This window comes from Halalkaliarchaeum sp. AArc-CO, from assembly GCF_024972735.1.
GTDB lineage: Archaea > Halobacteriota > Halobacteria > Halobacteriales > Haloferacaceae > Halalkaliarchaeum.
On the sequence record NZ_CP087723.1, the window covers coordinates 2,413,679 to 2,440,562 of the forward strand.

At 62.4% G+C, this 26,884-nt stretch carries 25 protein-coding genes; 7 read left to right on the forward strand and 18 right to left on the reverse strand.

Annotation, left to right across the window (positions count from 1 at the left end):
- Window positions 1–178: 178 nt before the first annotated feature.
- Entirely contained in the window at window positions 179–952 is a 774-nt protein-coding gene (locus AArcCO_RS12630) for an IclR family transcriptional regulator (protein ID WP_259533864.1), read from the reverse strand.
- Window positions 953–1,220: 268 nt separating this feature from the next.
- On the opposite strand from AArcCO_RS12630, the gene AArcCO_RS12635 reads away from it, so the two are divergent.
- Both AArcCO_RS12635 and AArcCO_RS12640 read left to right on the forward strand, forming a co-directional pair.
- Complete coding sequence (locus AArcCO_RS12635; protein WP_259533865.1) at window positions 1,221–1,526, forward strand: MoaD/ThiS family protein; 306 nt, start codon at window positions 1,221–1,223, stop codon at window positions 1,524–1,526.
- A gap of 47 nt (window positions 1,527–1,573) precedes the next feature.
- Window positions 1,574–2,761 carry an NAD(P)/FAD-dependent oxidoreductase gene (locus AArcCO_RS12640; protein ID WP_259533866.1) on the forward strand — a complete coding sequence of 396 codons (1,188 nt, stop codon included), beginning with the start codon at window positions 1,574–1,576 and terminating at the stop codon, window positions 2,759–2,761.
- 52 nt (window positions 2,762–2,813) lie between these two features.
- On the opposite strand, the gene AArcCO_RS12645 is transcribed toward AArcCO_RS12640, so the two are convergent.
- Together AArcCO_RS12645 and AArcCO_RS12650 are read right to left on the reverse strand one after the other, a co-directional pair.
- The gene (locus tag AArcCO_RS12645) at window positions 2,814–4,490 is read right to left on the reverse strand and encodes an aldehyde ferredoxin oxidoreductase family protein (RefSeq protein WP_259533867.1); all 1,677 of its coding nucleotides are present in this window, start codon (window positions 4,488–4,490) and stop codon (window positions 2,814–2,816) included.
- Between the two features lie 105 nt (window positions 4,491–4,595).
- On the reverse strand, window positions 4,596–6,212 hold the full coding sequence (locus AArcCO_RS12650; RefSeq protein WP_259533868.1) for a BCCT family transporter: 1,617 nt from the start codon (window positions 6,210–6,212) through the stop codon (window positions 4,596–4,598).
- A gap of 280 nt (window positions 6,213–6,492) precedes the next feature.
- On the opposite strand from AArcCO_RS12650, the gene AArcCO_RS12655 reads away from it, so the two are divergent.
- The 4 genes from AArcCO_RS12655 (at window position 6,493) to AArcCO_RS12670 (ending at window position 11,521) form a co-directional block, all read left to right on the forward strand.
- On the forward strand, window positions 6,493–7,983 hold the full coding sequence (locus AArcCO_RS12655) for a trimethylamine methyltransferase family protein (RefSeq protein WP_259533869.1): 1,491 nt from the start codon (window positions 6,493–6,495) through the stop codon (window positions 7,981–7,983).
- Window positions 7,984–8,089: 106 nt separating this feature from the next.
- Window positions 8,090–9,298, forward strand: coding sequence for an NAD(P)/FAD-dependent oxidoreductase (locus AArcCO_RS12660; RefSeq protein ID WP_259533870.1), 1,209 nt, complete (start codon window positions 8,090–8,092; stop codon window positions 9,296–9,298).
- A 630-nt stretch (window positions 9,299–9,928) separates the two neighbouring features.
- On the forward strand, window positions 9,929–10,060 hold the full coding sequence (locus AArcCO_RS12665) for a hypothetical protein (RefSeq protein ID WP_259533871.1): 132 nt from the start codon (window positions 9,929–9,931) through the stop codon (window positions 10,058–10,060).
- 3 nt (window positions 10,061–10,063) lie between these two features.
- Window positions 10,064–11,521, forward strand: coding sequence for a sodium/proline symporter (locus AArcCO_RS12670; protein ID WP_259533872.1), 1,458 nt, complete (start codon window positions 10,064–10,066; stop codon window positions 11,519–11,521).
- A gap of 15 nt (window positions 11,522–11,536) precedes the next feature.
- Here the strand turns inward: AArcCO_RS12670 and AArcCO_RS12675 are convergent, their stop codons facing one another.
- From AArcCO_RS12675 to AArcCO_RS12705, 7 genes are read right to left on the reverse strand one after another with little or no spacing between them, the layout of a single operon-like run.
- A complete protein-coding gene (locus AArcCO_RS12675; protein WP_259533873.1) occupies window positions 11,537–12,082 on the reverse strand; it encodes an arsenate-mycothiol transferase ArsC in 546 nt (181 codons plus the stop codon).
- Between the two features lie 27 nt (window positions 12,083–12,109).
- Window positions 12,110–13,120 carry a phosphate signaling complex PhoU family protein gene (locus AArcCO_RS12680; RefSeq protein ID WP_259533874.1) on the reverse strand — a complete coding sequence of 337 codons (1,011 nt, stop codon included), beginning with the start codon at window positions 13,118–13,120 and terminating at the stop codon, window positions 12,110–12,112.
- Window position 13,121: 1 nt separating this feature from the next.
- Window positions 13,122–13,802: a phosphate signaling complex protein PhoU gene (phoU, locus tag AArcCO_RS12685; RefSeq protein ID WP_259533875.1), complete on the reverse strand. Its 681-nt coding sequence runs from the start codon at window positions 13,800–13,802 to the stop codon at window positions 13,122–13,124.
- A gap of 2 nt (window positions 13,803–13,804) precedes the next feature.
- Window positions 13,805–14,647, reverse strand: coding sequence for a phosphate ABC transporter ATP-binding protein PstB (pstB, locus tag AArcCO_RS12690; RefSeq protein ID WP_259533876.1), 843 nt, complete (start codon window positions 14,645–14,647; stop codon window positions 13,805–13,807).
- A gap of 2 nt (window positions 14,648–14,649) precedes the next feature.
- Window positions 14,650–15,573 (reverse strand): phosphate ABC transporter permease PstA, encoded by a 924-nt coding sequence (pstA, locus tag AArcCO_RS12695; protein ID WP_259533877.1) that lies wholly within the window; start codon window positions 15,571–15,573, stop codon window positions 14,650–14,652.
- On the reverse strand, window positions 15,573–16,568 hold the full coding sequence (gene pstC / locus AArcCO_RS12700) for a phosphate ABC transporter permease subunit PstC (RefSeq protein ID WP_259533878.1): 996 nt from the start codon (window positions 16,566–16,568) through the stop codon (window positions 15,573–15,575). The genes pstA and pstC overlap by 1 nt, the downstream gene beginning before the upstream one ends.
- A gap of 6 nt (window positions 16,569–16,574) precedes the next feature.
- The gene (locus AArcCO_RS12705) at window positions 16,575–17,597 is read right to left on the reverse strand and encodes a PstS family phosphate ABC transporter substrate-binding protein (RefSeq protein WP_259533879.1); all 1,023 of its coding nucleotides are present in this window, start codon (window positions 17,595–17,597) and stop codon (window positions 16,575–16,577) included.
- Window positions 17,598–17,890: 293 nt separating this feature from the next.
- Here AArcCO_RS12705 and cysK point away from each other — a divergent pair, with 293 nt between their 5' ends.
- Window positions 17,891–18,835: a cysteine synthase A gene (gene cysK / locus AArcCO_RS12710; protein WP_303650962.1), complete on the forward strand. Its 945-nt coding sequence runs from the start codon at window positions 17,891–17,893 to the stop codon at window positions 18,833–18,835.
- Window positions 18,836–18,862: 27 nt separating this feature from the next.
- On the opposite strand, the gene AArcCO_RS12715 is transcribed toward cysK, so the two are convergent.
- From AArcCO_RS12715 to AArcCO_RS12750, 8 genes are all read right to left on the reverse strand, one after another.
- The gene (locus AArcCO_RS12715; protein ID WP_259533880.1) at window positions 18,863–19,378 is read right to left on the reverse strand and encodes a fasciclin domain-containing protein; all 516 of its coding nucleotides are present in this window, start codon (window positions 19,376–19,378) and stop codon (window positions 18,863–18,865) included.
- 157 nt (window positions 19,379–19,535) lie between these two features.
- On the reverse strand, window positions 19,536–20,723 hold the full coding sequence (locus tag AArcCO_RS12720) for a metal ABC transporter permease (protein WP_259533881.1): 1,188 nt from the start codon (window positions 20,721–20,723) through the stop codon (window positions 19,536–19,538).
- The gene (locus AArcCO_RS12725; RefSeq protein ID WP_259533882.1) at window positions 20,720–21,463 is read right to left on the reverse strand and encodes a metal ABC transporter ATP-binding protein; all 744 of its coding nucleotides are present in this window, start codon (window positions 21,461–21,463) and stop codon (window positions 20,720–20,722) included. Before AArcCO_RS12725 ends, AArcCO_RS12720 begins: the two co-directional genes overlap by 4 nt.
- Window positions 21,464–21,469: 6 nt before the next feature.
- Entirely contained in the window at window positions 21,470–22,852 is a 1,383-nt protein-coding gene (locus tag AArcCO_RS12730; RefSeq protein ID WP_259533883.1) for a metal ABC transporter substrate-binding protein, read from the reverse strand.
- A gap of 84 nt (window positions 22,853–22,936) precedes the next feature.
- Window positions 22,937–23,863 carry a twin-arginine translocation signal domain-containing protein gene (locus AArcCO_RS12735; protein WP_259533884.1) on the reverse strand — a complete coding sequence of 309 codons (927 nt, stop codon included), beginning with the start codon at window positions 23,861–23,863 and terminating at the stop codon, window positions 22,937–22,939.
- Window positions 23,864–24,038: 175 nt separating this feature from the next.
- Window positions 24,039–24,974, reverse strand: a complete 936-nt coding sequence (locus AArcCO_RS12740) for a metal ABC transporter permease (protein ID WP_259536439.1) — start codon at window positions 24,972–24,974, stop codon at window positions 24,039–24,041.
- A 50-nt stretch (window positions 24,975–25,024) separates the two neighbouring features.
- On the reverse strand, window positions 25,025–25,768 hold the full coding sequence (locus AArcCO_RS12745; protein ID WP_259533885.1) for a metal ABC transporter ATP-binding protein: 744 nt from the start codon (window positions 25,766–25,768) through the stop codon (window positions 25,025–25,027).
- 32 nt (window positions 25,769–25,800) lie between these two features.
- Window positions 25,801–26,868 carry a metal ABC transporter substrate-binding protein gene (locus AArcCO_RS12750; RefSeq protein WP_259533886.1) on the reverse strand — a complete coding sequence of 356 codons (1,068 nt, stop codon included), beginning with the start codon at window positions 26,866–26,868 and terminating at the stop codon, window positions 25,801–25,803.
- Window positions 26,869–26,884: the final 16 nt, after the last annotated feature.

Below are 26,884 nucleotides of genomic sequence, written 5' to 3' on the forward strand. Positions count from 1 at the left end.
CACAACCGAACCGGCCCGGAGACGGAAACCTCGGCGAATACGGATCGTTCGTGCATTGCAAAAGTATTCCAACGAAAGTGAAACAACGTCTCCCCGGTGTACCCCGTTTTTATCGGTTGTTCGGATATGACAAATAGCAACCGTGAGCGTGGATGGGTCCCTGGAACAACTCGATAACTCAAAACGAGGCCGTCTGGACGCTCAGTTCGATCACGTTCGCGGCCTGCATCACCCGTTCGGGCAGTTCCTCGCGGAAGCGGTCCCCTTTCAGCCGGCTCACCGGGCCGGAAACGCTGATGGCGCCCACTACCCCGGCGGTGTCGATTGGGGCTCCGACGGCACGGAGCCCATCGATCTCCTCTTCGTCGTTCAGCGCGTACCCCCGCTCCCGAATCTGTTCGAGGCGATCGAACAGCTCTCCGCGGGAGGTGATCGTGTTTCCGGTCCGCTCGGGGAGACCGTACGCGTCGACGATGTCGTCGACCCGGGACTCGGAAAGACACGAGAGGATCGATTTTCCCGCCGCGGAGTAGTGGAGGTGGTCCTCCTTCTGGAGGTTCATGTCGTGGTACGGCTGACCGACCGCGTTGTCGCCGCGAGACTTGTAAATGTGGAAGCCGCGCCCCCGCTCTTCCGCCATGAGGTGGGCGTACTCGCCTGTCGCCTCCGCGAGGGCGTCGGTTTCGTCCCGGCCAGCCCCGTAAAGCGGGCGTTGCCGCTTTACGTACTCTCCGAACGTGATGAACCGCAGGCCGAGTCGGTACTCGTCGCCCTGCTGTGTGACGACGCCGTTCGACTCGAGCGTGTTCAGATGCGTGTGGACCGCACCTTTCGAGAGTTCCAGCGCATCGGCGAGTTCGGTGACCCCGGCCCCCTCCCGATCCGCGAGCGCCCGTACGATCTGGAAGCTCCTGTTTACGGTCTGTACCTCCCGCCCGTTGTGGTCGTCCATGATCCGATGTTCTTCGAATGCGCCTTAATCGTTTTCATACTACAAACACCAACGTGGAGTTCTGCATAACTCTCTTCCCGTCGTTTCGGAACTCGCGAGGGAATTCCGGCGGAAACGACCCGTACGCTTCGACGCTACGGGTAGTCGGCCGGATCGTGGACAAAGTGTCGACGGTGGAAGCACAGTAGCGTTCACATATGACAAACGGAACTCGACGAGTCGAGGGGAACGGGAAACTGACTTGTAGGGACGGTGGCAAGGTGATCGCGTGCCAGTCGAGATACGCCTGTACGGCCGGCTGCGCGACGCGGCCGGCGTCAAGTCCGTCACGAGAACCCCTCCGGAGGGAACGACCGTCTCGACACTCCTCGAGTCCCTCGGGAAGGAGTATCCGGAGCTCGCCGAACAGCTGTTCGACGACGACGGAACGGTTCGGAACCGCGTGATCGTCCGAAAGAACCGGACGACGCTCGACGCGCTTTCGGTCCCCGTCGACGATGGGGATCGGATCGCTGTCGCGACGCAAGTCGTCGGCGGGGGACACACGCCACCAGGGACGGGTTTCGACCAGTAACGCCGTCGGCGGTACTTTTTTAGACGCCACCACAGTCATAGCGAGATATGGAGACAGCAGAGAGACTCCCTAGTGCAGTCGACGTCATCATCGTCGGCGGCGGCATCGTCGGGACCAGCGCGGCGTACTTTCTCGCCACCGAAACCGACCGCAAGACCCTGTTGATCGAACGCGACGGGATCGCCAGCGGATCGACCGGTGACTCCTCGGCGATCATCAGACACCACTACGGCGACCGAGAAACCTACTCGCGACTGGCCGACTGGAGCCACGAGTTCTTCCGGAACTTCGAAGAGCGGACTGGCGAACCGATCGCGTACACGGACAACCCTCTTGTCAGGCTCGGAAAGAACGGCGAACCGTCCGGGGAGTACGCGCAGGCGGGGTACGAGACGCTCTCGGAACTCGGGATTCCCGTGAGCCGATACGGCCGGGCGGAACTCGAACGCCGATACCCGATGTTGTCGGTCGAGGACGTCGACTTCGCGGTGAGCGACGACACCGCGGCGTACTCGGACGCCTCCGACGTCGCGGGGGGGTTCGCCCGGGCGGCCCAGCGGGAGGGGGCGACCGTCGTTACCGACGTCGAGGCAGAGGACCTGCTGACCGAAGACGGCGGAATTGTCGGCATCGAAACGGACGCCGGACCGATCCAGACCGACGACGTGATCGTCGCCGCCGGACCCTGGAGCGGTCGGATCGCCGGCTGGGTCGGCGTCGACATCCCGATGCGGCTCACCCGAGAGCAGATCCTGCTGCTGGAACCTCCCGAGGAGTTCGATGCAGCCAAACTCGAGAACCTGCCGACGACGGGAAAACCGGACGCGGACTGGTACCTGCGGCCGGACTTCGGGGAGGGCGTGTTGATCGCGACTCACCACGTCGGGGAAACGGTCGATCCGGACACCTACAAGCGCGACCCCGACGAGGAGACAATCCTGAAGTTCATCGAGGAACTCGAAGAGTTCGCTCCGGGGCTCGCCGACTCGAAGCTCCGCGGGGGCTACTGCGGGGTGTACTCGGATACGCCCGACCGCGGGTTCGTCATCGATCAGGCGGGCCCCGACGGCTGTTACTTCGCCTGCGGGTTCTCCGGACACGGGTTCAAAACCGCGCCGGCAGTCGGGTCGATACTCGCAGATCTCCTGACGGAGGGAGACTCGGAGCTGGCGGACCTCGAGGAGTTCTCGCTGGAACGGTTCGAGGAGCAGACGAAACCGACAGCGAACGATTGAGCGGGGGATCGATTGGACGATCGTTCCTCCGTTTTCCCACCACGGAGTGCCCTCAGCCGTTCGACTGGATCCGTTCGTCCGGAACGGTACCGTCGGTGTTCCATCCGCGACGTTCGTAGTACTCCTCGATCGCGCCCTCGATCCCCGGGATCTCGTAGGGAACCCCGTCGTCAGCTCGGTCGCGTCCGCGCTGGTTGTTGAAGTGGCGCTCGAGTTCGACGACCCGGGTTCCGACCGACATGAGTTCCTCGTAGTCGGCCTCCAGAAGCGTCGTGTACCGGTCGCGGTGGTCCTCCCCGTCCCAGGTTTCGAGCACGTAGTTCCGGGAGAACCGACAGAGGATCGCGCTGTCGTTTACCGCCTTCTGGTTTTCGACCTCGGGGAGGATCTCGGCTTTCCCCTCGACGGTCTCGGGTTCGTCGGCCTGGAAGTAGTCGTAGATGTTCATCGCCGAGTACATGTGGTCGGCCCCGTGGTTGGAAACGGCGTAGCTCAACGCGAGCCCGTGACAGACCCGACCGTCGTGGGCCGGGAACTCGAGTCCCTTGACCGTCCAGTTTTCAACCCCCAGCTCTGGTGCACACCGGTCGACTCCTTGTGCGAGGAGATCCCCGTCTCCCTCGCGGTCGGCGATCTTCCGGATCAACTCGTGGACGAGATCGGCGTCCCCAAACCCGCCTTCGGCGTCGAGATACGCGCCGATCGTGACACCCGCACTGATTGTGTCGAGACCGAGTTCGTCACACAGGTCGTTCGACTGCATGACGTCGACGACATCGTCGACCAGGAGGTTGGAGCCGAACGAAAACACCGTCTCGAACTCCGGACCCTCCGTCTCGAGTCCAGTGTCCTCGTCGCGTGTCGGCAGTTTGCAGGCGAACGTACACGCCGAACAGGTAGCGGTGTCGTACTTCTTCTCCTCGACGCGGTCGCCCGAGATCCCCTCGACGCCCTCGTCGAACTCGGTGCGCTCGAAGTATCTGGTCGGAAGCGAGAACTCGTCGTTGACCCACTCCGTCTCGAAGGCGGTGCCCTGGGTTTTCATGATGTGGTCGTCGGTGGCCGCCTCGCGGGTGATCTCGCCGGCTGCGTCGGGGAGTTCGATCTCCCGGTCCGTGTCCCCCTCGAAGGTGAGGCATTTGACGTTTTTCGATCCGAGCACCGCACCGAGCCCGCCCCGACCGAACGCCCGGTGTTCGGACGTCATCACGCTCGCAAACCGGACCAGGTTCTCCCCGGCCGGGCCGATCGCTGCGACCTGCTCGTCGCCGTAATCCCGGTCGTCCATCGCGTCTGTCGTTTCACTCACCGTAGCAGCCTCGAGTTCGGGAACCGGCTCGAACTCGACCCCCTCGTCGGAAACGTGCACCGCAAGCAGTTCGTCGGACGCACCCGTTATCTCGATTGCGCCGTATCCCGTCGCGTGCAGCGCCCTGGAGAGATACCCGCCCGCGTTCGAGGAGTGGAGGCCGTCGGTGAGCGGCGACAGCGCCGTGGCGTTCGTCCGGCCGGTGAACGCCATCGGCGCCGCCTGGAGCGGTCCGGTGGTGAAAAACAGGCTGTTCTCCGGCCCGAACGGATCCGCGTCGAACGGGATCCGTTCGTGGGCCAGCCGAACGGCGGCCCCTCGGCCCCCGATAAACCGTTTCAAGATCCCGTCGATGTCGACGGTGGCTGTACTGCAATCGCTCACGTCCACTGAAAGCAGTGGCCCCTCGAGGTGGAGCATATCCCTACGTCGACGCCTCGTTTCAAGTAAGTACCGCTCGCCGCCAGTATGGAACAGGAGAAGACAGCCAAAATCAGATCGGGAAGTTCCCGCCGGAGTCGCCACTCAGTCGTCGTCCGCCGCCGTAAACTCGTCCCGGGCGGAGACGACAGGGATCTCCTCTTCGGACTGAAGGAATATCGGCCGTTCGCCCCCGAACGTAACGATCATGTTCAACATCCCGAGGAACAGGACGATCCCGAACGGCGTCCCGAGGATGATCGCCGCCGCCTGCACCGCGTCGACGCCGCCGACGACCATCAACATCGACGCCAACATCCCGATGAGGGCGGCCCAGATGACCCGGTTGATCGTCGAGGGACTCTCGGCGCCGCCGGTGGTGAGCATCCCCAGCGCCAGCGTCGAGGAGTCCGCCGAGGTGATGAGGAACGTCGTGATCAACACGAGGAACATCACCGTGAGCAGTTCTCCGAGCGGAAGCGCCTCGAACATCGGGTAGCCGGCTGCGGCCTCGTCGCCGCCGTACTCGCCGATGACAGCGAGAACGTCGGCCTGTCCGGTTTCCTGCATGAAGATCGACGTGCCGCCCATCGTGGCGAACCACGGGATCGTGATCCCCGTCGAGGCGAACACGCCGGTAAACGCGACCTGACGGACGGTCCGACCCTTCGAAATGCGGGCGATGAACAGCCCGACGAACGGTGCCCACGAGAACCACCACGCCCAGTAGAACACCGTCCAGCTACCCACGAACCACGCGGGTTCGGCCCCCTCGGCGTTCGTGTACAGGCTCATCGTGATGAACTCGTTGATGTAGCCGCCGAGGGCCTCGGTCCCGGCGGTCATGATGTACGACGTCGGCCCCAGGAGAAACGCCGCGATCATCAACACGAAGAACAGCACCATGTTGAAGTGAGAGACCCGACGGATCCCCCGGCGGACCCCAGCGGCGACCGAGAGGGTAAAGCCAACGGTCAATCCGGTGATGACCAGTACGGTGCCGAGGTCGCCGACCTGGACGCCCGCGACGTAGTTCAACCCCACGAGGAACTGGGAGCCGACGAGTCCGAGCGTCGTCGCCACCCCGCCGATCGTCGTGAGCACGGCGACGACGTCAATCACCTTTGCCCAGAAGCCGTCCAAGTTGTCCAGTCCGACCCACGGTGCGATCACCGTCGAGATGCGCAACGGCGCGTCGTGACGGTAGGCGTAGAAGGCGATCGGGAGCGCCATGATGATGTACACCGTCCATGCGGAGATCCCCCAATGGAAGAAGGTGTACTGGAGCGCCCCGACTGCGGCCTCGGAGGTCATTCCGTCGGCGCCGACCAGCGGCGACGGCGTCTCGTAGTGGAAGATCGCCTCCGCGGGCCCCCAGAAGACAATCCCCGCGGCGATCGCCGCCGAGTACAGCATCACGAAGTACGACAGGAACGTGAACTCGGGTTCCTGACCGTCCTTGCCGAGTTTGATCTTCCCCCACGGACTCAAGATCAGGAAGATCACGAAGACCACGAACACGAACATGATCATCAGGTAAAACCAGCTGAGCTGTTCCCAGAGGAGATCGTTGATGCTCCACATGATCTCCGTCGCCGCCCCCTCACGGAAGATAAACGCCGCGACCGCAAGCGACGCGACGACGACGCCGATGCCGAACGTCAGCCCGTCGACCTCGTTCGTAAACTGTTCGACCATCCCTCGAGATCGTTCTTGACTCATGATGTCACCTCACCTCTGACCGCGTTCTCGTGCGTCGACAGCCGGTTGGTCCGGCCTGTCCGAGGATGTCGACCGCCCCGAGGATGTCGACCGCCCCGAGGATCGGTTCGTCTCGACGGACATCGGGCTAGCCCGGACGACGCCGGCTGGTGAATCGCACTCCGTCACATCTCCACGACAGTGACGGTTACTACAAGACGTTCCGATGGAGGGTTATAAATGTTTGGTGATTGTTCACTCGGAACTCGAGATCCCGGACGCCGATCGCCAAAACAAATTTATGAGTCGGTCGGAAGGTCAAAACATGGAGTACGATCTAGAGACGATAGACGTCCCTACCCTCGAAACCCTGTCCGAAGCGGGCGTCGAGGCGATTCACGAGACGACGATAGAGATCCTCGAAGACATCGGGATTCGGATAAGCCACGAGGGCGCAGTCGAACTCCTGGAGGAACACGGCGCGTCCGTAGAAGACGACAGCGAGGACGCGGAACTGGTAACGATCCCGCGATCCCTCATCGAGGACGCGGTCGCCGAGGCACCGTCGTCGTTTACCTTGCACGCGCGCAATCCCGATCGATCCGTCGGCGTCGGCGACGGCGACGGGCCGGCGCTGGCGTCGGGGTACGGCGCGCCGAACGTGCGGACGTTCGAGGACGGGACGCGCTCGTCGACGATCGACGACTACGAGACCCTCGCCAAGCTGGCACAGTCAGAGGACGTGATCGACGTCACGGGCTATAACCTCTGTGAGCCCAACGACGTCCCCCAGGAGGTGAAACACTACGAGATGATCCAGCGGTCGCTCACGCTCACCGACAAGCCGATTCTGGGATCGACTTACGGCCCAGACCGGGCGAAAGCGAGCCTCGAGATGGCCGGCATCGCGAACGACGACCGGGAGCTGTCGAAGCCGTACGCAGCGGGGGTTATAAACACGATCTCCCCCCGCCGGTGGGACAAGAAGATGACTGGCGGCCTGATCGAGTATGCGAAACACGGCCAGCCGACGCTCGTTTCCGCCGCCGTGATGGCCAACGCCTCGGGACCGTCGCCGCTGGCGGGATCGATGGCGCTCGCGAACGCCGAGATACTCACCGGGATCACGATCGCCCAGCTCACGAACCCCGGAACCCCGGTCGTGTACGGTCTACCCTCCTCGAACGTCGACGTCAGACACGGGACGTTCTCGATCGGGAGTCCCGAGGGAGCGCTGTTCGTCTCCTACGCCGCCCAGATCGGCCGATACTACGACATTCCTTCGCGCGCAGGGGGGTGTCTGACCGACGCGAAGACCGTCGACGATCAAAGCGGCGCGGAGTCGATGATGCAGCTGATGACGACGATGTACAGCGGCATCGACTTCGTCCTGCACGCGGCGGGGATCCTGGATTCCTATTCGACTGTTTCCCCGGAGAAATACGTCCTCGACGCCGAACGGATCCGGTACGTGAAGCGATTCCAGGAGGGGTACGACCTCGACGAGGACGCGTTCGCGCTCGACCTACTCAGGGAAGTCGAACCCGGCGGACACTTCCTCGACAAGCGGCACACGCTAAACCACTGCAAGACCGACCACTACATGTCGGAGATCTACGACCGACAGTCGACCGACGACTGGGAGAACCAGGGTGAAAAGACGTCGTTCGAACTCGCCCGGGAGAAAGTCGACGCTCGCCTCGAGGAGTACGAACAGCCCCCCCTCGACGAGGACCTGGCGGCGGAACTGGAACGGTACGTCGAGAAAGGATCCGAGAAAGCGCTCCAGTAGGACGATCTCGTCCCCGCAGTTCGGATTCGGTCCTCGTTCGCATCCATCCCAAGGTTTTATAGTGCGATCCCGTGGATGATAACGCGATCAGGTGGTAGCAATACACATGAGTACGGACGTCGTCGTGATCGGTGGCGGGATTTCGGGCGCAGCAGCGGCCTACTACCTCTCAAAACGGGAGGAAATCGGAGACGTAACGCTGCTCGAACAGGGCGAGAACCTCGGAAACGGGAGCACGCCGCGGGCCGTCGGCGGAGTGCGATCGATGTACTCGACCCCGGTGCACGTGGAGCTGTCGCTCGCATCGAGGCCGGTCTGGCGGGAGTTCGAATCCGAACTCGGGTTCGAGATCGACTACCGCGAGAACGGCTACCTCTTCGGTGTCAGGAGCCGGACCCAGTACGAATCCCTCCGGAAGGACGTGATCATGCAAAACAGGCTCGGAGCGGGCACGGAGTTCCTGACTCCCGAAGAGGCGACCGAGATCGTCCCCGGACTGGAGACGGACACCTACGTGGCAGCCGCCTGGAGTCCGAAGGACGCGATGATGGACGCCCACTCGGCGCTGCAGGCGTACGGAACCCTCGCCCGAGAGAACGGGGTCGACATTCGGGTCGAATCGCGGGTAACCGACCTGTTACAGGGCGCGAACGGCCGCGTTACGGGCGTCGAAGTAAACGGCGGGAAAGACGAGGGCGGGACGGAACTGGAGGCGGACTACGTGATCAACGCCGCCGGCTCGTGGGGCCACCGCATCGCCGCGATGGCCGGCGTCGAGATCCCGATCTCGCCGAAGAAGCGCCGGGCCGCGTTCTTCGAACCGGAACGGACGGTCCCCGAGGACCTTCCTCTGGTGATGGATCTGGAGTCGGGTGCGTACTTCCGACCGGAGGACGAGCAGTTCGTCACCGGCGGCGGTCATTTCCACCCCGACGACCCGGACGTCGATCCCGACGAGCCGAGCTCGTTCAGCGACAGCGTCGATCTCGAGTGGGCGACCGACGCGATGGACGCCCTCGTCGAGATGGCCGACTACTTCGGTCCCGAAACCCGCGTCGCGGAGGGGTGGTCCGGCGTGTACGCGATTTCTCCGAGCAACCACCCCATCATCGAGGAGAGCGTCCCCGGCCTCGTAAACGACATCGCCCATTCCGGTCGGGCGTTCATGCACGCGCCCGCAACCGGACAGATCGTCGCGGACCTGGTCGCCGACGGAGAGACCGACATCGTCGACAGGACCGCGTTGCAGACCGACGGCGCCGTCGACAGGCGAGGACAGCTCCCGATCCCCTACCAGGCGGACATGTACGAGTAACCTGTCGATAGTTGGATGGTATTGTCTTCTCCTAGTAGAGTAATATATTATAATATTAATTAATATAAACTGTTCGTGTTTTTGTTGTAGCTGTTGGTCTCGGTCCACACTAAAAATTCACAAATAATAAAAGTAATAAAGAGATTATCTGCGAGAATAAGACTATTTACCGAATTAAACAGGAACATAAATATTTACAGCAGTTACAAGCACGGACCAAACCGCGTGTCTGCGATCGCAACAATACATAAAAAGTTTTATAATATGGCGAATGTAAAAGTTCGTTGTATTATCTGTAGTCGGGGAGATTCCGGTATAACATGATCGGAAAATTGGTTCAGTACCGAATGCCTCGACAACGGAAACCACGTCACCGATAAAAAGTACGGACCTCGCAAAATCGGACCCAAATTCGACCACGCAGGATTCATCATAATTAATATGATGTTTTGCTGTTTCGAAAATCAGATCAAGTAACGTCACATATATGACCTGATTACGGGTTTTTAAGTAATTCTTTACAAAAATTCGGTAGACGTAATGTACAAAGCGTACAATTATTACGTTTATTAGAATGACAGGTTAGGGATAATTATTTGTGCATGTCTCTCGTTTCGACGTTTGCAACACATGTCAGGAGTCCCAATTGGGACGACGATCGCGCTGGCGATAATGATCGTCGTTCCGATCGCGACGTACCTACTGTACCGCATCGACAAAAGCAGGGGAGACGGACGGGTAACCGTCGTCGGGAAACGGTGACCGATGAGCGAACTTCAGTTTCAGCTGACGTTCGGGCTGTTCATCGCCACGTTGCTCGCGATCGGGCTGTACTTCTTCTTTACGACGGAGATGAAGCGGCTCTCCGAGTACATGCTGGCGGATCGGGACGTCGGAACCGTACCGATCGCGATCTCTGAAGTGACTGCCGTCGCGAGCGGATGGACGTTCTTCGCGTGGGTCGGGGTCGGCTTTACGGTCGGGCTCAGCGGCCTGTGGTTCTCGATCACGATGGTTCTCATCGTGCTGTTCCTCTACCGGTTCGTCGCCCCGACGTTCCGCCGGACCTCCGAAGAGCTCGGGAGCCAGACGGTCGTCGACCACCTGGCCTCCACGTTCGCCGAACACCGCCTGGGGCCGGCGATCCGACTGGTCGCGACGTTCACGATCGTCGTGTTCTTGATGTCGTACATCGGCGCCCAGATTATCGCCATCGGCGAGGCGATGGACGTCGGCCTCGGCATTCCGTACACGACGGCGATCCTGATCGGCGGGATCGCAGTTGGCTTTTACACCACGCTCGGCGGATTCAACGCCTCCGTGACCGCACACCTGCTGATGGGTTCGCTGGTGATCGTCGCCGCGATCCTGGTGCCGATCGGCATGGTGCTCGAGATCGGCGGCTGGTCGGCGTTCGTCGCCGAAGCCGGCGCCGTCGACGCGAACCTGCTCAGCATGACTGCCGGAAGCTCCGGGATGGCCCTGACGATCGCCATTCTGGCGTGGATCACCTTCGCCTTCGGGGCGATCGGCCAGCCACACGGGCTGATGCGGTTCCAGGCGATCCGGTCCGAGCGGATCATCAGCGCGGCGTCGGTGATCGCCGTCGCCTTCCAGTCGCTGCGCCTGACGGTGCCGCTCATCATGGGCGCCGCCGGACGGGTGCTCTACGAGGGTGCCGACATCCACCACGAGAACGTCGCGATGCACGCTATCGTCGACCTGTTCCCGGCGTGGCTCGCGGGGCTGTTGCTCGCAGGGATCATCGGCGCGATCCTCTCGACGTCCGACTCGATGATGATCGTCACATCCGCCGACGTCACCCGTTTCTACGAGGAGCGGATCAACCCGGCGGCGACCGAGCGGGAGCTGATCCTGTTCGGCCGCGGGGTCGTCGTGACCGCCGCCGTGATCGGCGTGGCGCTGGCGTACGTCCGCCCGGGGACGATCTTCGACATCATCGAGTTCGCGTTCGTCGGGCTCGGCGTCTCGCTCGGCATGCCGCTTGCCGCGCTCGTCCTGTGGAAGAAGATGACCGCCGAAGCCGTGTTCGCGACGATCGTGTTCGGGCTCTTGGGAACCATCGGGAACCTCTATCTGTTCCCCGATTACTTCCCGATCCTCGTGTGGCCCGTCGTGATCCCGGTGATGATCGGGGTCGCGCTGGCGACGTACGACGAGGGGGAGGAGTTCACCGAAGAGCGAGAAGTTATCACCGAATAGGGGCACAGAGAACCGTCATTCGGTACTGTCCTCTCTTTCTCCGACCGTCCCCGTTTCGATATCGTCGAACAGCTCCTCCACGAGTCGTTCGATTTCGTCGCGGATCCGCACGACGTCCTCGAGCGCTCGTCCGTGGGGATCGTCCAGATCCCAGTCCCGGCTCTCCCCGTTCCAGGTCGCCGGACAGACGCCCGAGGCGGAACAGCCCATCGTGATGACGACGTCGACCGATGCTAGTTCGCCGGGCGTGATTTCGCTGGGTGTCCGATCGGAGATATCGACTCCGCGTTCGAGCATCGCATCGACGACGACCTCGTGAACGTCCTCGGCGGGATGGGTGCCGCCGGTACAGATCCGGACGCGTCCGCGTAACCCGCGTCGGTCCCGCTCCCGACGGGCGAAGGCAGCCGCCATCTGGCTCCGTCCCGCGTTCTGTACGCAAACGAACGCGAGGGTGACCGGATCGGTCGCGATCGATTCCGGCTGGCTCGTCGGTGTCGAGTCGGTCGTCGGTGCAGGCTCGCTGGATGCAGCGTTCGTTGTGTCGTCGGGCTGTGTCATAGGAGTATTCGGAGTCCGATTGTCGTGTCACTTCTGTCTGTGTCGCATCGCCGCCTGCAAGCCGGCCTCGGCGACGTTTGCGCCGTACCTCGCCGTGCGGATCACGCTATCCAGAACGATACCGAGGTGATATCCCTGTTCGGGGTCAAGTTCGTACAGCTCCCGGTCGAGCTGCTCGGCATCGTCGGCGATTGCGTCCGCCGCCGCAGCCGCCGACCGAAGCTCGGCGTGATCCCCCTCGAAGAGGCCGGACAGCGCCGTCCTGGTGACGTCCCGGGAGCGTTTTCCGAGAATCCGGATGCGGTCTGCGGTCGATCCCTCGACGGGACCGTCGATGCGTTCGATCGTTCCGGCGATCTTCTCTGCGTGGTCCGCGATCCGTTCGATCTGCCGGGCGGCGGTGTAGTAGTCGAACGGAGTCAACCGACTGTCGCCGTCGCGACTACGTTCCGCCACGCGGGCCTCAGACCGCTGGAACCGCCGTGCGAGCAGGGCGAACAGCCTGTCGACGTCGTGGTCGGCCGCCCGGACGTCGACAGCCGTGTCGCCGTTAGAGTTCAGGACGGCCTCGATCGCGTCCTCGTGCATCGACAGGGCAGTCATCTCCATTCGCATGAGTGCACGTTCGGGCGGGAGATTTCCCGACGCAAGCATCGCCCTGGCGATGACCGTCCCGTCCCCCTCCTCGTCGATCTCGAAGCCGATCAGCCGGTCGACTGCATCGCGGATCTCCCGTCGGACTCCCGCAGAAACCACGCCGTCGATCCGAACCGCGTCACAGCCGGAGACGTACGCGGCGGCGATTGTCGACTCGAGATCGTACTGTTCGACCTCCCCGGCATCGAGGCGGACCGTCCCTCGATCACCGCGATCCTGCTTTCGGGTGATAACCAGTCGGTCCGCGTAGGCGAAACAGCGTACAATCGAACCGCTCTCGATTTCCTGGCTCATCGCCCATTCTTTGGGCAGCGAGACAGTGTAGGTCGAGCCGCCGGTACGCTGTATCTTCCGTTCGATCGGGTCGACACCGTTTTTCATCTCAATACAGGAGTTCGTCGTCGTTTTGTATCATGTACAGTGACCGTGCGGCGATGTTGACCGCGTGATCGCCCACGCGTTCGAGATCCCGGATCGTCAACAGGGCTGTCGAGACTCCTTCGATCGTCGTTTTCAACGCTCCGTCGTCGTCACCACGGACCTGGTCGGACTGGACGAGTCGTGAGAGTACCCGTTCGGTCGCCGCCTCGCAGGCCGCGTCGAGGCTGTCGTCCCGGCGAGCGATTTCGAGGCAGGCCGCTACGTCCTCGGCCTCGTAGGCCTCGACCGCGTCATGGACCATCTCGCCGGCGTCATCTGCGAGTTGCCGGAGCGTTACTTCCTGGTGAAGCTGTCCCTCCGCAGTACAAGAATAGCGTGCGAGGTTCGTCGCCAGATCGGCCACTCGTTCGAGATCGGTGATTATTTTGAACGACGCAGCGACGAACCGCAGGTCGCCGGCTACCGGCTGCTGTAAGGCGAGCAACTCGATGCGATCCCTCTCCAGATCGAGATACAGGTCGTTGACGTCGTCGTCCCCGTCAATCACCGCCTCCGCGAGGACTGGGTCTTCCTTCTCGTAGGCCTGGAGCGCCAGTTCGTATCGATCCAGGACGAGATCGGCCATTCCGATAACGTCGGTTCGAAGCTCAGCCAGCTGTTTTTGGTATTCCTGTCGTGGCATGGTTATCCGAACTTCCCAGTGATGTACTCCTCGACGCGGTCGTCCTCGGGGTTCGAGAATATTTTCCCGGTATCATCGAACTCGACGAGCCGACCGCCCGTGAGGAACACCGCCGTCTTGTCGGAAACCCTGGCGGCTTGTTGCATGTTGTGCGTGACGATGACGACTGTGTAGTCGTCGACGAGATCGTCGATGAGATCTTCGATCTTCGATGCGGCGACCGGATCGAGCGCCGATGTCGGCTCGTCCATCAGGATCACCTCGGGGTCAGGGGCGATCGCTCGAGCGATACAGAGCCGCTGTTGCTGTCCGCCGGAGAGATCGAGCCCCGAGGAATCGAGTTGGCCGTGTATCTCCTCCCACAGCGCTGCACCGCAGAGTGCGCGCTCCACCTCGGCATCGAGATCGACGTCCGAAGCCAGTCCCTGGATTCGGAGGCCGTATGCCACGTTGTCGTAGATCGACTTGGGGAACGGATTCGGCTTCTGGAACACCTGGCCGATCTTCCGGCGGAGCGCTACCGGATCGACCTCTTCATCGTACACGTTCGTCCCCCAAAAGGAGAGTTCTCCCTCGACGCGGCAGCTGTCGATCCGATCGTTCATGCGGTTGATACACCGAAGGAACGTGGATTTCCCGCAGCCGGACGGGCCGATGATCGCGGTGACCTTGTTTTTCGGAATGTCGATCGAGACGTCATCGAGGGCCCTCTCGTTCCCGTAGTAAACATCGAGGTTCCGAGCGGCGATGACCGTCTCGTCGGGTCGGTTGTTTCGGTCTGTCACCGGTGTCTGTACGTCGGTCGTGATGAGTGCGTCGTCGGAAACTGTGTCCTGTGTTGCCATGGTCAAACCTCCGTTTCGTACCGATTCCGCAGAGACACCGCAACAGCGTTCATCGACAGCATGATCGCCAACAACACCACGATCCCGACAGCTGCGAGGTGGATGAAGTGCTGGCTCGGTTCGGCCGCCCACGCATAGATCTGGGTTGGCATACCACTGAACCGCGAGAGCGGAGCGCCGACGACGCCGAGTCCGGGTGCTCCAGGTGTTCGATTGACGAACAGCGCGCCGACCATCAAAAGCGGGGCAGTTTCACCGATCGCTCGCGCCAGCGCAAGGATCGTCCCGGTGAAGATTCCCGGGAGGGCCGCGGGCAACACGACGCGCCGGATCGTCTGCCACTTCGTCGCGCCCGTCGCGTAGGAGCCGTCACGGACTCCATCGGGGACCGCCCGGATCGCTTCCTGGGAGGAGACGATGATGATCGGCATCACAAGCAACGCGAGTGCGATCGCACCGACAAGCAGGATCGGGCCGAGTCCGACACCGTTCCGGAGGGCTGCAAGCGCCAGCAGTCCGTACACGATCGACGGAACGCCGGCCAGATTCGCCAGGTTCGCTTCGATGAGCCTGGTGAGTCGAGTGTCTGGGGCGTACTCCTCGAGGTAAATCGCCGAGCCGACGCCGATGAAAAACGAGAGGAACGCCGTCAGAAGCATGAGGAACACCGATGCGACGATAGCACCCTTGAATCCGGCCAATTCCGGCCGACGAGAGCCGTCCCGCGTGAGGAAATCAACGAGGCCGATGTCGAACTCGGTGATTCCGACGTAGAAATCGGTCGCGACATCGAACAAAAGCAGCGCGAGCGCCACGACCCCGAACATCGATGCCACGAAGATACTCCCGAGAAACAGCCGGTTTTTCAGGTGTTCCCACCGCAGGTCTATATCGTCGAACAGTTCCGACCGGACGTCAGTACTCATCAATACTCCTCCTGGAACCGTCGCTTGAGGTGGTCGTTGAGCAGATTCATCGACAGCGTCATCACGAACAACAACAGTCCGACCGCAAACAGCGACTGGTACTCGACAGTACCGACTGCAGAGGTTCCCCGCGCCATCGAGACCATGTACGCGGTCATCGTCATGATTTCGTCGAACGGGTTGGCAGTGATGTTGGCGTTGAAACCGGCAGCTAACGTCACTGCCATCGTCTCGCCGATCGCTCGGGAGACGGCGAGGATATAGGAGGCGAACACACCCGAAATCGACGCCGGCAGAACGACGTTCGTCGAAACGTCGTACTTTGTCGCCCCGAGTGCGTACGCACCGTTGCGCAACTCGTCGGGAACAGCCTGCATCGCGTCCTCGCTGATCGATGAAACCATCGGAATCGTCATGATACCGACCACCAGCATCCCTGCGAGCATACTGTACCGGCCGATGTTGATTCCGAAGCCCCACTCGGCGACGGGAGCGAGGAGCACCGGATTGATGAACGCGATCGCGAAGTAGCCGTAGACGATCGTCGGAATTCCCGCGAGGATTTCGAGGGTCGGTTTGAGTTTTCGTCGGACGCGGGGTGAGGCGTATTCCGAGGTGTAGATAGCCGTCGCAGTGCCGATCGGAATGGAGACGAACGCTGCCCCGACGGTGATAGCCACGGTGCCGAAGACGATCGGCAAGATACCATGTGATGGAGTGGCGTGGTCGGGTGCCCACCGGGTACCGGTGAAGAACTCGGTGAACGTGACTTCCCGTTCGAACGGTTCCCCCAGGAAAAGCGCCTCGGAGAACCGTGCACTCCAGAAATAACTGGTGGCGTTATCCAGCAGAACGAAGAAAATGGCGAGCGTCGTAAGAACGGTGATCGCGGCACAGCCGAACAGCAGACGACGAATCCGACGGTTTTCGATCTGGTCGGCCTGTGTGCCACTGCCCTTTCGTATCTCCGGTCCGAGATCCTGTCCAGTACTCATCACCAGTTACTCGCGTTGGACTGAGAGATCCTCGGTGGCTGCGCCGACTACTTCCAGCCAACCGTCGATCTTGTCGTGGTTGGAAGACTGCGCCTCGTCGGTAGTGGCGAAAAAGCCTTCATCCCGCGCGAACTCGTGTTGCCCGTTCACGTAAAAACGGGCAAACGATCCGAGGAGATCGGTCCGCTCTTCGAGGCTTGCCAAGTTGAAGTACACGAACAGCGGACGGGCCAGTGGCGAGTACGCGCCGGACTCGATGTTCTCTTCCTGTGGGAGGTAAAACCCATCCTGGGTATCGCTCTCGACAGGGACCGCCTCGATCGGTTCATCCTCCTCGATTGCCCGGAGGTAGCCCACGCCTCCCCAGCCGAAGCCGTCGACGTTGTTCGCGACGGCTCCCATGATTTCGTTGGTCTGGCTCGTCGCCGAGTAGTCGTCCCGGATGTCCCCCATCTCGCCGTTGATTTCCCGGGTGAAGTAGTCGAACGTCCCCGAAGCGCTGTCCCGAGCGTGGAGTGCAATCTCTCGGTCGGGCCACTCGTCGCGGATGTCACTCCATGTCTCGACATCGGATTCGAACTCCCAGACGCGGCGGAGTTCCTCGAGGGTGATCTCCTCGACCCAGTCGTTCTCCGAGTTCTTCACCACAGCGAGGCCGTCGAGGCCGACCTCAATGTGGTCGTAGTCGATGTCGTTGTTCCCGCACAGTTCGATCTCCCCGTCGGTTATCAATCGACTGGCGCTTTGAACGTCGGAGTTTTGCCGACAGAACTCCTGGAAGCCGGCTCCCGTCCCCTGTGGGTCGACGTCGACGAGCACGTCGGGGAACTCATTGGAGAAGTTCTCGCCCGCCCAAGAAGTGATCGGGGCGACGGTGTTGCTTCCGGAAGCGTCGATGGTTCCGGAGAGACCTTCCCCCCCGTCTGCCCCGGCACAACCAGCGATCGCAACCGTTCCGGCCCCGGCGATCGTTCCGAGTGCTTTCCGTCGTGTAATCCGTCCCGCAACAGGTTCCTGGCGTGGTGCCATCACCGAATCGTAGCTGTAGCGGATACAAATACTATTATAATATTGATATATCTGGAGGCAGAGTGGGGTGGAGATACGTAGAGAAATCGGTATCGATGGTGAGAGCTACGTACTCTTCAGATGCCTATATAGGCAACGTGCGTCGGAATCAACTGGTCCGAGACGTTTCGAGGTCTCGTCGGCACGAGGAAGCGAAACGCTCTCGACCGACTTCACAAAGCCCGTCTTGACGAGGTAAAAAGCCTAAATTATACATCCAAACGTAGAGGCGCGCCGAGCGATTACGGTGGGCGATGACAGCGAGCCAGTCCTCCAAACCGGATCTGAACGCCGTCGAATCGGTCGACGAACTGATCGGCGAGACGCCGCTGGTGCGACTCGACTCGGTTGCGGACAACCTCTTTGCCAAACTCGAGTCCGCGAATCCGTACTCGGTGAAAGATCGGATCGCCCGCGAGATAATCGACACCGCAGAGCGGGAGGGCGCCCTGCAGCCGGGCGGGACGGTCGTCGAAGGTACCAGCGGGAACACTGGGATCGGCCTGGCGTCGGTGTGTGCCGCCCGTGGGTACGAGTGCGTGTTAACGATGCCCGAGTCGATGTCGGCGGAGCGACGAAGCATGCTTTCTGCGCTCGGGGCGACGCTGGAGCTCACCCCCGCCGAGGACGGCATGGGCGGGGCGAACGAGCGTGCAGAAGAGATTGCCGAGGAACGAGAGAACGCGATCGTCGCCCGTCAGTTCGCGAACGAGGCGAACCCGACCGCCCACCGCAAGACCACCGGTCCCGAAATCTGGGAGGACACTGCAGGTGAAGTCGACGCCGTCGTCGCCGGAGTGGGCACCGGCGGGACGATCACCGGCGTCGCCGAGTTTATAAAGGAAGAGCAGGGCAAAGCGTCGTTCACCGCAGTCGCCGTCGAACCGGCATCGTCGCCGACGGTGTCCGAGCAGCGATCGGACGGCCACGACATCCAGGGGATCGGACCGGGCTTCCTTCCAGATATCCTCCGGACTGAACTGGTCGACGAGGTCCGCGGCGTCGAGGGCGAGGAAGCGAAACAGGCCGCCCGCGAACTCGGCGCACGCGAAGGGGTCCTGGTCGGCATCTCCTCGGGTGCGGCGCTTGCGGCCGCCCGGGAGTACGCCCGCGAGCATCCGGAGGAACTGACGGTCGTTGTCCTGCCGGACACCGGCGAGCGCTACCTCTCGACTGATCTGTTCGACGGGAAAAAGTAAATTTCACTGACTATTTTCGACCGGTTACTACTCGGGGAGCAGCACGCCGTCGATGACGTGGATGACGCCGTTGGAGGCCTCGATGTCGGGGGCGACGATCTCGGCCTGGCTGTCGTTCAGTTCGAGGCCATCGACGGTTACGTCCTCACCGTTTAGCATTCCGACGCGTGGTGCGTTGACGACGGACTCCGAGTACCGGCGGCCCGAAGTGACGTGGTACAGGAGGATGTCCGCGAGGTTTTCGAGTTCTAATAGCTCTTCCACTTCGACTTCCAGTGCATCGGCCAGTTCTTCGAAGGCCTCATCCGTTGGCGCAAAGACGGTCAACTGCCTGTTCCCGCTCAACGCGCCCACGAGACCGGCCTCCTGGACCGCCGCTACAAGTATATTGAAGTCGTCGGCCGCGACTGCGACATCGACGATCGTATCATCCCCCCGCGCACCGGATCGACCCCTCGCTGCTGCCGTCCCGACGCCGCCGGTCAGTGCAATTCCCAGTCCCGCCACCGTCCGCAGTACGTTTCGTCTGTTAATTTGTGTCATGGTATATTACCACAACATATAGAGGGTTTTGAAAAACATATCCCGAGCGCCTGACCAGTCAGGATACCGGTCGCTCATACTGATTATTCTCGGCTGTAACCGGACGGTCGGCGGGCCGGGTGGCCGATCGACCGGGAAATCGCTACAATAATCAGTATCAGTGCATCGAGATCGACGCCATCGACCGGTCCGAGACGGCGATCGCGAGCAGGTAGATCCCGATCGCGACGACGATGATCGACCCGCCCGGCGGGAGGCTCGCCGCGATCGCGAACGCCAGCCCACCGAGTACCGAAAACTGCCCGAACAGAACCGAGAGGAACAGCGTCTCCCGGAAGCTGTGGGCTACGTGCGAGGCGGCTGCGACCGGAATCACCAGCAGTCCGGCGACGAGGATCACGCCGAGGATCTGCATCGCGCCCACGACGACGACGGCGGTCATTACGATCAACAAGGCGTTGTACCATCGGACGTTCAGCCGGGCCACCCGTGCGGCCTGTTCGTCGAACGTGATGAACAGAAACTGCTTGTAGTTGTACGCCACGAGCGCGACGACCCCGACCGTCATGGCGGCCACCAGCTGGGCCCCCTCGGCGGTGACGATCGCGAGGCTTCCGAACAGGAAATGCTCGATGTCGATCGAGATCGCGACGAAGTCCCGCCCCCAGCTGATGAGCAGGGTGCCGACCGCGAAGCTGCCCGTGAGCACGATCGCTACCGGTACGTCGCCGTAGGCGTCGGTGTGTTCCGCGAGCCACTGGAGCCCGAGCGCCCCCAGCACGCTCACCACCAGCGCGACGAACAGGAGCGATCCCGTCCAGCCGGTCACCGCGATGAACAGGAAGCCGACCGCGACGCCGGCAAATGCAGTGTGGGCGAGCGTCTCCCCGATCAACGCCATCTGGCGGTGGACCAGGTAGGTGCCGACCAGCGGGCCGACGATCGCAACCAGCACACCCGTCGCGATCGCCCGCCACATGAACGGGTGCCGGAAGACGTTCGTTCCGAGTAGCCCGTCGAGGCTGGCACCGACCGAGAGGTAGCGGTCGAACGCGAGCGCGCCGAACACTCCCAGTGCGCCCGGCAACTCGCGGAGCCAGTCGATGCCGATGAACGCGAGCATCGCCGTCGCGAGCACGGCGGTCAGTCCGATCCCGACGAGTTCGATCAGTTCCCGGGTAGTCCAGCCGCCGATCACCGTGTCGACTGTGGTGTCGGAGGCGCCCACCGGCTGCCGGGATGCAACAGTCCCGCCGTCGACCGCCGACTCCCCACCCTCGACCGTCGATCCGTCGCCCTCGACCGTCGATCCGTCGCCCTCGCGTTCGTCGTCTCCCCCCGTCATGGATGGTCGTGTTCGAGGATGCCGGCCCCCATGCCGTACGTCTCGGCGATGGCGTCGCTCTCGAGGAACGACACGGTGTCGCCGTGGTGATGCAGCTGGCGGTTGATGCACGCGACCGTGTCCACGTGCTGGGTGAGCACGTCGACCTCGTGTTCGATGAGGATGATCGTCATCCCCTGGCGGTTCAGGTCGTCAAGGAGCTCGTAAAACTGGTCCTGGGAGTCGGCGTCGACGCCGACCGTCGGCTCGTCGAGCGCGAGCAGGTCCGCCTCCGACGCCAGCGCCCGGGCGATGAACGCCCGCTGGCGTTGCCCGCCCGACAGCTGGCTGATCCGGCGCTCGGCGAGGTGGTCGATGCCGACGGTCTCGAGGGCCTGTGCGGCGATCTCGTAGTCCCCCTCCTGCAGGCGGCCGTGTCCGGCGTGTGCGAACCGGCCCATCAGGACCGTCTCGCGCACCGTTACCGGCATCGCCTCGCCGCGATCGCCCGATCGCTGGGCGACGTAGCCGATGCGCTTGCCGTCCTCGAACGCGTGTGCCGGTTCGCCGAACAGTTCGACCGAGCCGCGGTCGGGACGCTTCAGTCCGATCATGAGGTGCAGCAGTGTCGTCTTCCCGGAGCCGTTCGGCCCGATCAACCCGAGGAACGTGCCTTCCTCGACCGACAACGACACGTCCTCGACGGCGACGGTGTTGCCGTAGGCGAACGTGACGTTCTCCACGTCGATTACGGTGCTCACGGTCGATTACGCTCCCAGCGCCGCCCGGAGTGACGGCAAATTGATCTTTTCCATCTGTTCGACCCAGCCCCAGCCGTTGTCCTGCCAGTCGCTCGTCGTCCCCTCGGCTGGAGTGAGCGGCAGCGCCTCCTCGACGTCGGTGTGTTCGAAGATGACCTCGACCATCTGCGGAAGTTCCTCGTCGGGATCGTGCGCTTCGAACGGGTCGTACAGAACAGTGTCGATGCTGTGCTCCTCGATGGTATCGATGAGCCGGGAGACGTCGTCGAACGACTCCGCCGCGTCGGCAGTCACGCCGACGGGCGTCTGAAGTTCGAAGCCGTACCGCTGTTCGAGATACTGGAAGGAGTCGTGTCCGGCGAGTACGGCGACGTCGCGATCGGCGTCGTCCATTAGCGCCTCGAACTTGCCGTCGATCTCCCGCAACCGCTCGACGTACGCGGACGCGTTCTCGGCGTACTCGTCGGCGTGCTCGGGGTCGATCTCGCCGAGTTCCGCGGCGATCCGTTCGACCACTCGGATCGCGAGCACCGGATCGGTCCAGACGTGGGGATCGTGAAACTCGCTGGCCCCCTCGGATCCTCCGGCCGTTGACTCCACCACCTCGACGCCTGCTGGTTCCTCGTCGGTGTCGTAGACGAGTTCGCCCTCGTGGTAGATCTCGAAGACGACCTCGGTGCGTCCGACGGACCGCCCGTGAAACACGACACGGTCGCCCCGAGATTCGATCTCGACGACGTCTTCCGCCGCGCCGTCGGCCAGTCGAGCGTCGACCCGATACGGTTCGTCGTCGCCGAGCGGGACGACCCGCCCCTGTTCGTCCTCGATGACGATTCCGATCGGCACGGTAGCGTCGACGGCCACCTCGGGGACGCCCCCGTGCCAGTGCTCGACGTGCCAGTAGCCGAGTTGCTCGTTCGACCGTCGATCGTAGATGTCGAACTCCTCGAACAGCAGGTCGTCGGGGGCGTACTCCTGACCGTAGTCGGGTTCAGGCATCGGTTCGGCGTCGAACGGAATCAGATACGGCTCAAGCCCCTCCATCGCGTCGATGACGCGGACGTCGTCGTAATCACGCTCGAGTTCTCGCGCGACGTCCTGCGCCCAGCTAAATTCGGGCGTATCGAGATAGAGGAAACACTCGGTGCCGGCGATGTCCCGGACCAGATCCCCGTCTGGACTCCAGCCGTGACCCATCCGACCGATTTCGACCGGGTTTTCGAACGGGAACCGATCGCCGCCGACCTGCTGGGCCCAGTCCCACAGGGCGAAAAACGACGCGTAGCCCCGGACGTTCTCGTCGACAACGCCGCCAAGGCAGCCGGCCGTGGCTCCCACGGTGGCGACGCCGAGCCCGGATTTCAGGACGGATCGGCGCGTGCGTTTCATACGATGACGGTACACCCGGATCGGTAAAAGAGTTATTACTTCGAAGTTCTATCTTAATAATCTGGGGGGTCGAAGGTCGGCGGACTAGCTGGGGGTGACGCGAAGCGTGACTTTGCCGTCGTGCGGTTCTGCGACGACATACGCGTCGATGTCGTTGCACTCCTCGACGCCGTGTTCCTCGTGGTGGAAGTGACCGTCCACGACCTCCACGGTGCCGTACTGTGTGAAGAACCCGAAGCGGGAGCCGTTTTCGTGGTCGTCGTGATCGTGGTCGTCGTCGTGATCGTCCTCGTGGTCGTCGTGGTCGTCCTCGTGGTCGTCGTCGTGGTCGTCGTGATCGTCGTCGTGGTCGTGGTCGTCGTCGTGGTCGTCGTCGTGGTCGTCGTGTTCGTCGTCGTGGTCGTCGTGATCTTCGTCGTGGTCGTCGTGTTCGTCGTCGTGGTCGTCGTCGTGGTCGTGGTCGTCGTCGTGGTCGTGGTCGTCGTCGTGGTCGTGGTCGTCGTCGTGGTTATCACCAACTTCGAACACGACGTATGCACCGTCGTCTTCGACCGTGACGTCGAAAGGCTGGTGAGTCGTACGGATTACGGGAGCCTCGTCCCCTGATGAGCCTCCTGCGATCGATTCGGGTTCGTCGAACTGCATGTGACCGCACGCGTGTTCGATGGCGTGGTCGTCGAGGCCTTCGTCGTCGTGATCGTGGTCGTCGTCGTGGTCGTCGTGATCGTCGTCGTGATCGTGGTCGTCGTCCTCGTGATCGTCGTCGTGATCATCGTCGTGGTCGTCGTCCTCGTGATCGTCGTCGTGATCATCTTCTGAACCACTACGCCCGACGCCCTCGACGAGAAGCCGTACCGAGTGACTCTCCGATTCCGGCGTCGGTTCGGGCGTCTCTTCTGGTTCGGGCGTTCCGTCGGTATCGCCCGGGACGTCCCCGGCGCAACCGGCGAGCGTCCCCGCAGCGACGACACCCAGACCGGACGTTACGAACGTTCTCCGTGATCGCTCCATACCACGGCCAGGGAATTGTTACTCAAAAGTGTTACTATAGTACTGTGCTAATTTAATAAATAGAGCTAATTCTGTGAGGTTGTTAATAATACGACGACGTGCCAGCTGAAGAGAAATCGGAACTGCACGGAACCGGTCGGTGAACACGGAAACTGGAAAACTGGGGGCGGACGTCTCAATCTGCCGTTTGCTCGTCACCGATCGAGTGTGGCTCCCCGGCGTCCGCCCAGTTCGACTGGAGCTTCCCGAACAGCACGGCGACGACGTAGATGGCGACGGCGACGAGCACGATCGTCCCGCCGGCGGTCGCCTCGTAATGAAACGACAGCGTGATGCCCACGAGTACGGCCAGTTCGGCGAGGATCACCGACGCGAGCAGCGCCTCCTGGAAACTCCGTGCGAGCTGGGCAGCACCCGCAACCGGGACGACGAGCATCGCCGCGACGAGGATCACCCCCATGATCTGCATCGCACCGACGACGACCATCGCGGTGAGCATCACCATGATTCGGTTGTACCAGCGGACGTTGATTCCGGCGACCCTGGCTGCCGTCTCGTCGAACGTGACGTACAACAACTGCTTGTACGTGACACCGACCACGAGAGCGATTATCGAGAACAGTCCGATCAGGAGGATCGCGTTCTGGTTCGTCACCGTCGAGAGGTTCCCGAACAGATACTGGTTGACGCCGACTGCGAGGCCGCCGGCGTTGATACTTATCAGGACCGCCCCCAGGGCGAACCCCGTCGAAAGCACGATCGCCATCGACACGTCGTTGTAGGCGTCGGTCACCTCCGAGATGAGTTCGATCGCCAGTGCGGCGACCATGGCGACGACCACGGCCGTGAGATACGGCGAGACGCCGGTTCCGAGGACCGCGTTGACGAACAGCCCGACCGCCACGCCCGCGAACGCGGTGTGTGCGAGCGCGTCGCCGATGAGCGCGAGCTGTCTGTGGACGAGAAACGTTCCGATCAGGGGGGCCATCACCGCGATCAGGATCCCCACCAGGAACGCCCGGTGCATGAACCCGTACTCGAGCATCGCGATCCCGAAGTGGTCGGCGAGAAACAGCATGAGATCGCTCCACCGGTCGAGCACCCACAGCATCGCGTCGTACGGCGCCGCGAGTGCCCTCGACACGAGGAGGGAACCGGAATTCACGCGACGGTCACCCCGTCGTCTCGGCGAACGTTAGTTCCGAATGCCCGATCCAGCGCGTCGCTTTCGGCGAACTCGACCGGCGGGCCGTCGAAGTACAGTTCGCGGTTGAGACACAGGACCCGTTCGGTGTGTTCGAGGACGGCCCCGATGTCGTGTTCGACGAGTAGGATCGTCATGCCCTCGTCGTTGAGGTCGCTCAGGAGATCGAAGAACGCGTCGACCGACTCGGCGTCGACGCCGACCGTCGGCTCGTCGAGGACGAGGAGGTCGGCCTCGCCGGCCAGCGCCCGGGCGATGTACGCACGCTGGCGCTGCCCGCCCGACAGTTTCGTGATGCGCCTGTCGGCGAGGTGCTCGATCCCGACCGTCCGAAGCGCCTTCCGGGTGAGTTCCCTATCTTTTGCACCCACCCGTCCGAAGCCAGTGTGTGGGAACCGCCCCATGAGGACCACCTCGGCGACGGTGATCGGCATCTGTTTCGTGTTTTCGGTGACGTCCTGGGCGACGTAACCGACGCGCTCCCGTTCGACGAACTCCCGGGCGGGGTGACCGAACAGACGAACGCTCCCCTCATCGGGGTTGTGGAGTCCGAGAATCAACTGGAGGAGCGTGCTCTTTCCGGACCCGTTGGGGCCGATGATCCCGACGTACTCGCCGGGATCGACATGAAACGAAATGTCCGTTACGACTGGGCTGGCTGTGTATCCAAAGGAGACGTTTTCGACGGCGATGAGTGACATGAGTGGGGTGAAGCTGTCAGTTGGGATGGGCCCTAGTCGAAGTTCCGCCACTCCTCGTCGAACTCGGGTGCCGGATCGCCCGCGTCGAGAACGATCTCGAACGTCTTCATGTTGATCTCCCGGGCGATATCGAAGTAGCCCCAGCCGCGATCGACCCACTCCTCGGTGGTTCCGGCGTACGGCGTGACGGGGTAGTACGCTTCGACGCCGGTTTCTTCGCGGAGCTGTCGTGCTGGACGCCGGGACTCGAAGATCGCCGCACCGATGTGACGAATGTCGTGTTCGGCGATCGTATCCTCTGCGCGCTGCATGTCGGCCGGTCGGACGTCGTCTTCCGCCGCCAGGTTCGAAACGAGCGGCTGGATCGTCGCCCCGTAGCGCCGTCCGACGTATTCGAACGCGTTGTGAGCCGCGAGGAAAACCACCTCGCGCTCGGCTCGTTCGAAGATCTCCTCCCATTCGGCGTGGAGTGTGTCGAGTTCGTCGGTGATTGCGGCCGCGTTCTCGAGAAACGTGTCTTCGTGCTCCGGAACGATCTCGGCGAAGCCGGTAGCGATGTTGTCGACGGACTCTTTCGCCCGCAGGGGGTCCAGCCAGAAGTGTGGATCCTTCCCGCTGTCGACCTGCTCGTCGTCCTCGACCGTATCCGCGAGATCGATCAGGTCGATCCCCTCACGGGCGTTGATCATCTGCGTGTCCGCACCGTCGTCCCGGACGGTCTGTATCGCCCGATCCGCCCACGGCTGAAAGTCCGGACCGACGTTGACGAACACGTCCGCGTCGATGATGTCCCGCGTTATCGAGGGATCCGGATCCCAGCCGTGACCGTGGAGGCCCGTCGGAACGAGGTTGTCGACCCGAACCGGCGTTCCGTCCGCAATCTTCCGCGCGAAATCGTAGAACGTGAAAAACGACGCGACTGCCACGTACTGGTCTCCGTCGGACCCGTCGTCGGCGTCGGCAGACTGGTTCCCACCGTCCGGCGATCCGGCCCCCAGACAACCCGCTATGCCGGAAGCGAGCCCCCCCGCTGCCAGGCCGGCAAACTGTCGTCGCGAGACAGGATGCGAACTGTTCGGTTCAGAATGTTGCTCTCTCATTATCCGTCGTTAGGAG

Coding starts and splice junctions, on each gene's coding strand:
- AArcCO_RS12740 (WP_259536439.1), bottom strand. CDS start 24,974: ATGCTGTGGGTGCTCGACCGGTGGAGCGATCTCATGCTGTTTCTCGCC.
- AArcCO_RS12705 (WP_259533879.1), bottom strand. CDS start 17,597: ATGGCACCACGCCAGGAACCTGTTGCGGGACGGATTACACGACGGAAA.
- AArcCO_RS12745 (WP_259533885.1), bottom strand. CDS start 25,768: ATGTCACTCATCGCCGTCGAAAACGTCTCCTTTGGATACACAGCCAGC.
- pstA (WP_259533877.1), bottom strand. CDS start 15,573: ATGAGTACTGACGTCCGGTCGGAACTGTTCGACGATATAGACCTGCGG.
- AArcCO_RS12720 (WP_259533881.1), bottom strand. CDS start 20,723: ATGACGGGGGGAGACGACGAACGCGAGGGCGACGGATCGACGGTCGAG.
- AArcCO_RS12675 (WP_259533873.1), bottom strand. CDS start 12,082: ATGACACAGCCCGACGACACAACGAACGCTGCATCCAGCGAGCCTGCA.
- AArcCO_RS12730 (WP_259533883.1), bottom strand. CDS start 22,852: ATGAAACGCACGCGCCGATCCGTCCTGAAATCCGGGCTCGGCGTCGCC.
- AArcCO_RS12735 (WP_259533884.1), bottom strand. CDS start 23,863: ATGGAGCGATCACGGAGAACGTTCGTAACGTCCGGTCTGGGTGTCGTC.
- AArcCO_RS12630 (WP_259533864.1), bottom strand. CDS start 952: ATGGACGACCACAACGGGCGGGAGGTACAGACCGTAAACAGGAGCTTC.
- AArcCO_RS12655 (WP_259533869.1), top strand. CDS start 6,493: ATGAGTCGGTCGGAAGGTCAAAACATGGAGTACGATCTAGAGACGATA.
- AArcCO_RS12650 (WP_259533868.1), bottom strand. CDS start 6,212: ATGAGTCAAGAACGATCTCGAGGGATGGTCGAACAGTTTACGAACGAG.
- pstC (WP_259533878.1), bottom strand. CDS start 16,568: ATGAGTACTGGACAGGATCTCGGACCGGAGATACGAAAGGGCAGTGGC.
- AArcCO_RS12750 (WP_259533886.1), bottom strand. CDS start 26,868: ATGAGAGAGCAACATTCTGAACCGAACAGTTCGCATCCTGTCTCGCGA.
- cysK (WP_303650962.1), top strand. CDS start 17,891: ATGACAGCGAGCCAGTCCTCCAAACCGGATCTGAACGCCGTCGAATCG.
- phoU (WP_259533875.1), bottom strand. CDS start 13,802: ATGCCACGACAGGAATACCAAAAACAGCTGGCTGAGCTTCGAACCGAC.
- pstB (WP_259533876.1), bottom strand. CDS start 14,647: ATGGCAACACAGGACACAGTTTCCGACGACGCACTCATCACGACCGAC.
- AArcCO_RS12670 (WP_259533872.1), top strand. CDS start 10,064: ATGAGCGAACTTCAGTTTCAGCTGACGTTCGGGCTGTTCATCGCCACG.
- AArcCO_RS12665 (WP_259533871.1), top strand. CDS start 9,929: ATGTCAGGAGTCCCAATTGGGACGACGATCGCGCTGGCGATAATGATC.
- AArcCO_RS12715 (WP_259533880.1), bottom strand. CDS start 19,378: ATGACACAAATTAACAGACGAAACGTACTGCGGACGGTGGCGGGACTG.
- AArcCO_RS12680 (WP_259533874.1), bottom strand. CDS start 13,120: ATGAAAAACGGTGTCGACCCGATCGAACGGAAGATACAGCGTACCGGC.
- AArcCO_RS12645 (WP_259533867.1), bottom strand. CDS start 4,490: ATGCTCCACCTCGAGGGGCCACTGCTTTCAGTGGACGTGAGCGATTGC.
- AArcCO_RS12640 (WP_259533866.1), top strand. CDS start 1,574: ATGGAGACAGCAGAGAGACTCCCTAGTGCAGTCGACGTCATCATCGTC.
- AArcCO_RS12660 (WP_259533870.1), top strand. CDS start 8,090: ATGAGTACGGACGTCGTCGTGATCGGTGGCGGGATTTCGGGCGCAGCA.